Below are 4,668 nucleotides of genomic sequence, written 5' to 3'. Positions count from 1 at the left end.
CCTGCCTGCTGGGCGGCCGCGGCCTGCTCGGCGGCCGCCCGCAACTGGGCGGCCATCGGCTCGGGTAACTCCACCGGCAGCGGAGTCCGCACCGGCAACGGTGTGTCGCCGCGACGGACGACCGTGTCCGTCAACGCATTACGGGCTTCTTCGGTCAACGCGCCGATTGTTTCGGCTGCACCGTTGACCACGCAGCGAATCATCCATCGATAGCCGTCGACGCCGATGAACTTCACCACACCGGCGGAGGCTGCGCCCACCACCTCGCGTCCCCACGGCCCGTTCTCGATCCGTACGTCGGTCGCGTCCTTGCGCAGCGAGTCGGCCAGCTCGGTGGCCACCTCCCGCCACAGCCCGGTGCTCTTGGGCGCGGCGTAGGCGGCAACGGTGAATCGGCCGTTGGGTGTGACCACCCATACGGCGCTCGGCACACCCACCTCGGTGAGCTCCACCTGCACCTGGCCGGCCTCCGGCATCGGGATCAGCACCGAACCCAGATCCAGCCGGCCCTGCGTCGCGACCGACGGGTCGTCGAAGTCGTCGATGTCGAACGGGCCGTCCAGCTCGTCGTCAGTCCCGGCTGACGCGGCCGATTCGACGGCCTCGTCACCCGTGTTGTCGTCGTGGGAGTGTCTTGAAAATGGCATCACAAACTCGCATGTCCGCCGGAGGAACCGTGGCCGCCGCCGCCACGGGAAGTGTCAGCCAGGCCGGCCTCGTCGAACGACGTCACCTCGACCGGCTCGGGCAGTTCCACCCGCTGCACCAGCAGCTGGGCGATCCGATCGCCGCGGTGCACGACGATTGGCTGCTCGGGGTCGAGGTTGATCAACGCCACTTTGATCTCACCGCGATAGCCGGCGTCGATCGTGCCCGGGCTGTTGACAATCGAAAGTCCCACGCGCGCAGCTAAACCGGAGCGTGGATGCACCAACCCCACCATCCCGTACGGGATGGCCACCGCTATCCCCGTCGGCACCAGGGCGCGATGCCCCGGGGGCAGTTCGACGTCGAGCGCGCTGAACAGATCGACGCCGGCATCGCCGTCGTGGGCCCGGCTGGGCATCGGCAGGTCGCGGTCCAGACGGACGACCGCCAGAGGGGTGGACACGAGGCCACAGATTACCCTTGGCGACGTGTCCGACACGCGCGCAGCGCCGCAGATCGTGCGCTACCGCGAGCGGTTGTGGGTGCCGTGGTGGTGGTGGCTTCCGGGTCTGGCGGTGGCCGCGCTGATCGCGCTCGAAGTGAACCAGGGCGTGCGGGCTGTGCCGAACTGGGTGCCGTTCGCCGTGCTGCTGCCGGTCGCCGCCGCAGTCCTGTTGTGGTTCAGCAAAACCGAACTGCGCGTGGTCGGCGGCGAGCCAGGCAGCCCGGCCGGTGAGACCGAGCTGTGGGTCGGTGCCGCGCACCTGCCGGTCAGCGTGATTTCCCGGTCCGCTGAGGTGCCCAAGTCGGCGAAATCGGCGGCACTCGGCCGCCAATTGGATCCGGCCGCCTATGTCGTGCACCGGGCGTGGGTCGCACCGATGGTGCTTATGGTGCTCGACGATCCGGATGATCCGACGCCGTACTGGTTGGTGAGCAGCCGTCACCCCGACCGCGTGCTGTCCGCGCTGCGAACCTGAATCGCCGCCATCCGTCAGGCCGCGCAATCGGTGCAGATCATCCTGCCGTTCTTCTCGCTTGCCAGGCGGCTGCGGTGATGCACCAGGAAGCAACTCGAGCAGGTGAACTCGTCGGCCTGCTTCGGGATGACCCGCACCGACAGCTCTTCACCGGACAGATCGGCACCGGGCAGTTCGAAGTTTTCGGCGGACTCTGACTCGTCGACGTCAACTACGGCCGACTGGGCCTCATTGCGCCGCGCCTTGAGCTCCTCGAGGGAATCCTCGGAAACGTCATCGGTCTCGGTGCGCCGTGGGGCGTCATAGTCGGTAGCCATTGTCCTGTCCCCTCCGTGAACCTTGCGACAGAGCTTTGTACCAGCGTCGAACGCATCCGCCAAACGATTCGTGCCCAGATTTGGCATAGATCAACTGTGATTTGCATCACAATGCGGTGTCGCCCCTGTCCGGACCGCGGTAATGGGGGTTTTAGAGTGCAGGGGTGGTCGCACACATCACCGAGGGAACCGCCTTCGACAAGCATGGTCGCCCGTTCCGCCGGCGCAATTTTCTGCCCGGTATCTGCATGTTTGTCGCCATGGCGGTGGTGACGCTGGTGGCCTGGGTGTTCGCCCTCAGTCGTCCGGCCGACGTCCAGGAGGCCGCGGTGTGCAACCCCCCGGCCGAGGCCGCCGATCCGACCCAGGCGAACCTGGGCGAGCAGGTCTCCAGGGCCGACATGACCGAGGTGGACCCCGCCAACCTCGCGGACACCAAGATTCGGGTGCTCAACGCCAGCGGTCAGGGCGGTCAGGCCGCGGAGGTCGCCGGCCAGTTGCGGGACCTGGGGTTCGGCGAACCGACGGCGGCCAACGACCCGCTCTACGAGAACAACCGGTTGGCCTGCCAGGGCCAGATCCGGTTCGGCCCGAGCGGTCGCGCCGCAGCGGCGGCGGTGTGGCTGGTCGCGCCGTGCGTAGAACTGTTTCAGGATCAACGCCCCGACGACACAGTCGATCTGGCCATTGGCACGGAGTTCAGCGAGCTGGCGCGCAGTGACAACATCGAAGCGGTGCTGGCCAGCCTGCGACCGGACGCCACCCAGCCGGCGGACCCGACGTTGCTGTCAAAGATCCACACCGCGGCGTGCTAGGCCGATTCCGTTGCGACGAGCCGTAATTCGGTAATTAGATCGCGCCGGCTCGGCTCAGCACATCGGTCAACGCGCCGGCGACCCCCGGCGCGGCCGCGACCACCAATCCGCCGCCGCCGACCGATCCGCTAGGAGCTGGCAGCCGCACCCGGGCTCCGGCCTCGGCGGCGATCAGTGCACCCGCCGCCCAGTCCCACACCTTGAGGCTGTCCTCGTAGTAGGCGTCCAGTTGGCCCGCGGCGACCAGGCATAGGTCGAGGGCGGCCGACCCGATCCGCCGGATGTCACGCACCTGCGGCAGCAGCGTGGCCAGCACCGTTGCCTGACGTTCGCGGAGTTGTGGGGCATAGCTGAATCCGGTGCCCACCAACGTCATTGACAGTTCGTCGACCTGACTGCACCGAAGCGACTCCGTCGCACCGTTGCGCCGGACATGTGCCCCACGACCCGCCGCCGCGGAGTACAGCGCACCGTCGACGACATTGGCGACCGCACCGGCCTGCGACACACCGTCGACCTGGACAGCCACCGACACCACGTAGGCCGGTAGCCCATAGACGAAGTTGACCGTGCCGTCGATCGGGTCCACCACCCAGGTCGGTCGTCCCCCGCCGCCTTCGGGATTGCCGCCGCCTTCCTCGCCGAAGACGGGTTCGCCGGGCCGCAGCTCGGCCAGCAGGTCGCGAAGCAGCCCTTCGGTTTCGGTGTCGACGATGGTGACCGGATCGGTTGGCGTGCTCTTCGCCCGCACCGCCGTTCCAGTGGTTTCGTGCTGGGAAGCGCCGCCGAAAACCTCGCCGCGCCTGCGCCGCACGAATTCGGCCGCCTCGGTCGCCAACCGCTCGGCCACCAACCGCAGCTCGTCCGGATCGGTACCGCGTTTGTTCACCGGCTCATCGCAGCACAATCTATTCCGGAGCTACTAGGGTGGGTCGCGTCGTACTTGCCGGCCTCTGAAGAGGAGCGCTCATGACCGACACCAATTCGCCCGCCGCAGATCCGACTACCAATGGGGGCAAGCAACGCCGGGGATTCGGCATCGACGTCGGCGGAAGCGGCGTCAAGGGCGGAATTGTGGACCTCGACACCGGCCGGCTGATCGGTGACCGCTTCAAGCTGGCCACGCCGCAGCCGGCCACCCCGGACGCGGTCTCCAAGACCGTCGCCGCGGTCGTTCGCGAATTCGGCTGGACGGAGAAACTCGGCGTCACCTACCCCGGGGTGGTGACCGACGGGATCGTCCGCACCGCGGCCAACGTCGACAAGTCCTGGATCGGCATCAACGCCCGTGAGTTCATCGGCAAAGAGCTCGACGGCCAGCCGGTGACCGTGCTCAACGACGCCGACGCGGCCGGGCTCGCCGAGGAGAAATTCGGCGCCGGGAAGGACAACACCGGCGTCATCGTGCTGCTGACCTTCGGTACCGGGATCGGGTCGGCGGTGATCCACAACGGCGTGCTGCTGCCCAACACCGAGTTCGGCCACCTCTACCTCAAACACGGCCATGAGGTCGAGCACCGGGCGGCTGCTTCGGTCCGCGAGGAGAAGGATCTCTCCTGGGAGGATTGGGCGGAACGGCTGCAGGAGTTCTACGCCCACCTCGAGTTCATCTTCTCGCCCGACCTGTTCGTGGTCGGCGGTGGCGTGAGCAAAAGGGCGGAGAAGTTCCTCCCGCTGCTCGCCTTGAGGACGCCGATCGTGCCGGCTGGCCTTCGCAACGATGCCGGCATCATCGGCGCCGCCCTGATCGCAGCCGAGCGAGCCGGGGCCGCACGCGGCTGAGCGAAAACCCGCGCGACGCCCCGACCGCCGACGCTAGGCTCGGCCAGTGCCGACGGCCGTCTCGGTCAAGCGAACCTATTACGTGCTCCTGCTCGGGAACACGCTCGCGGCGTCGCTCATCTGGGG

The 4,668-nt window shown here is 67.7% G+C and carries 7 protein-coding genes; 3 read left to right on the top strand and 4 right to left on the bottom strand.

Going from position 1 to position 4,668, the window contains the following annotated elements:
- Positions 1-647: DUF3710 domain-containing protein (locus ACRDU5_RS07585; RefSeq protein ID WP_526613868.1), on the bottom strand; the 647-nt coding region annotated here is incomplete at its 3' end.
- Complete coding sequence (dut, locus tag ACRDU5_RS07580) at positions 647-1,111, bottom strand: dUTP diphosphatase (protein ID WP_526613867.1); 465 nt, start codon at positions 1,109-1,111, stop codon at positions 647-649. The genes dut and ACRDU5_RS07585, both read right to left, overlap by 1 nt.
- 25 nt (positions 1,112-1,136) lie before the next feature.
- Here dut and ACRDU5_RS07575 point away from each other — a divergent pair, with 25 nt between their 5' ends.
- Positions 1,137-1,628: a DUF3093 family protein gene (locus ACRDU5_RS07575; RefSeq protein WP_526613866.1), complete on the top strand. Its 492-nt coding sequence runs from the start codon at positions 1,137-1,139 to the stop codon at positions 1,626-1,628.
- Positions 1,629-1,642: 14 nt separating this feature from the next.
- Here the strand turns inward: ACRDU5_RS07575 and ACRDU5_RS07570 are convergent, their stop codons facing one another.
- Positions 1,643-1,945: a DUF4193 family protein gene (locus tag ACRDU5_RS07570; protein ID WP_526613865.1), complete on the bottom strand. Its 303-nt coding sequence runs from the start codon at positions 1,943-1,945 to the stop codon at positions 1,643-1,645.
- 164 nt (positions 1,946-2,109) lie between these two features.
- Between ACRDU5_RS07570 and cei the strand changes: the two genes are divergently transcribed.
- Entirely contained in the window at positions 2,110-2,760 is a 651-nt protein-coding gene (cei, locus tag ACRDU5_RS07565) for an envelope integrity protein Cei (protein ID WP_526613864.1), read from the top strand.
- Positions 2,761-2,794: 34 nt separating this feature from the next.
- Here cei and ACRDU5_RS07560 read toward each other — a convergent pair whose 3' ends face one another.
- Entirely contained in the window at positions 2,795-3,649 is an 855-nt protein-coding gene (locus tag ACRDU5_RS07560; RefSeq protein ID WP_526613863.1) for an inositol monophosphatase family protein, read from the bottom strand.
- An 80-nt stretch (positions 3,650-3,729) separates the two neighbouring features.
- Between ACRDU5_RS07560 and ppgK the strand changes: the two genes are divergently transcribed.
- The gene (ppgK, locus tag ACRDU5_RS07555; protein ID WP_526613862.1) at positions 3,730-4,542 is read left to right on the top strand and encodes a polyphosphate--glucose phosphotransferase; all 813 of its coding nucleotides are present in this window, start codon (positions 3,730-3,732) and stop codon (positions 4,540-4,542) included.
- The last annotated feature ends 126 nt before the right edge of the window (positions 4,543-4,668 follow it).

Origin of the sequence: Mycobacterium sp. (assembly GCF_050701515.1) — a bacterium.
Classification (GTDB): Bacteria; Actinomycetota; Actinomycetes; order Mycobacteriales; family Mycobacteriaceae; genus Mycobacterium.
This window is presented reverse-complemented; position numbering and strand designations above follow the sequence as displayed.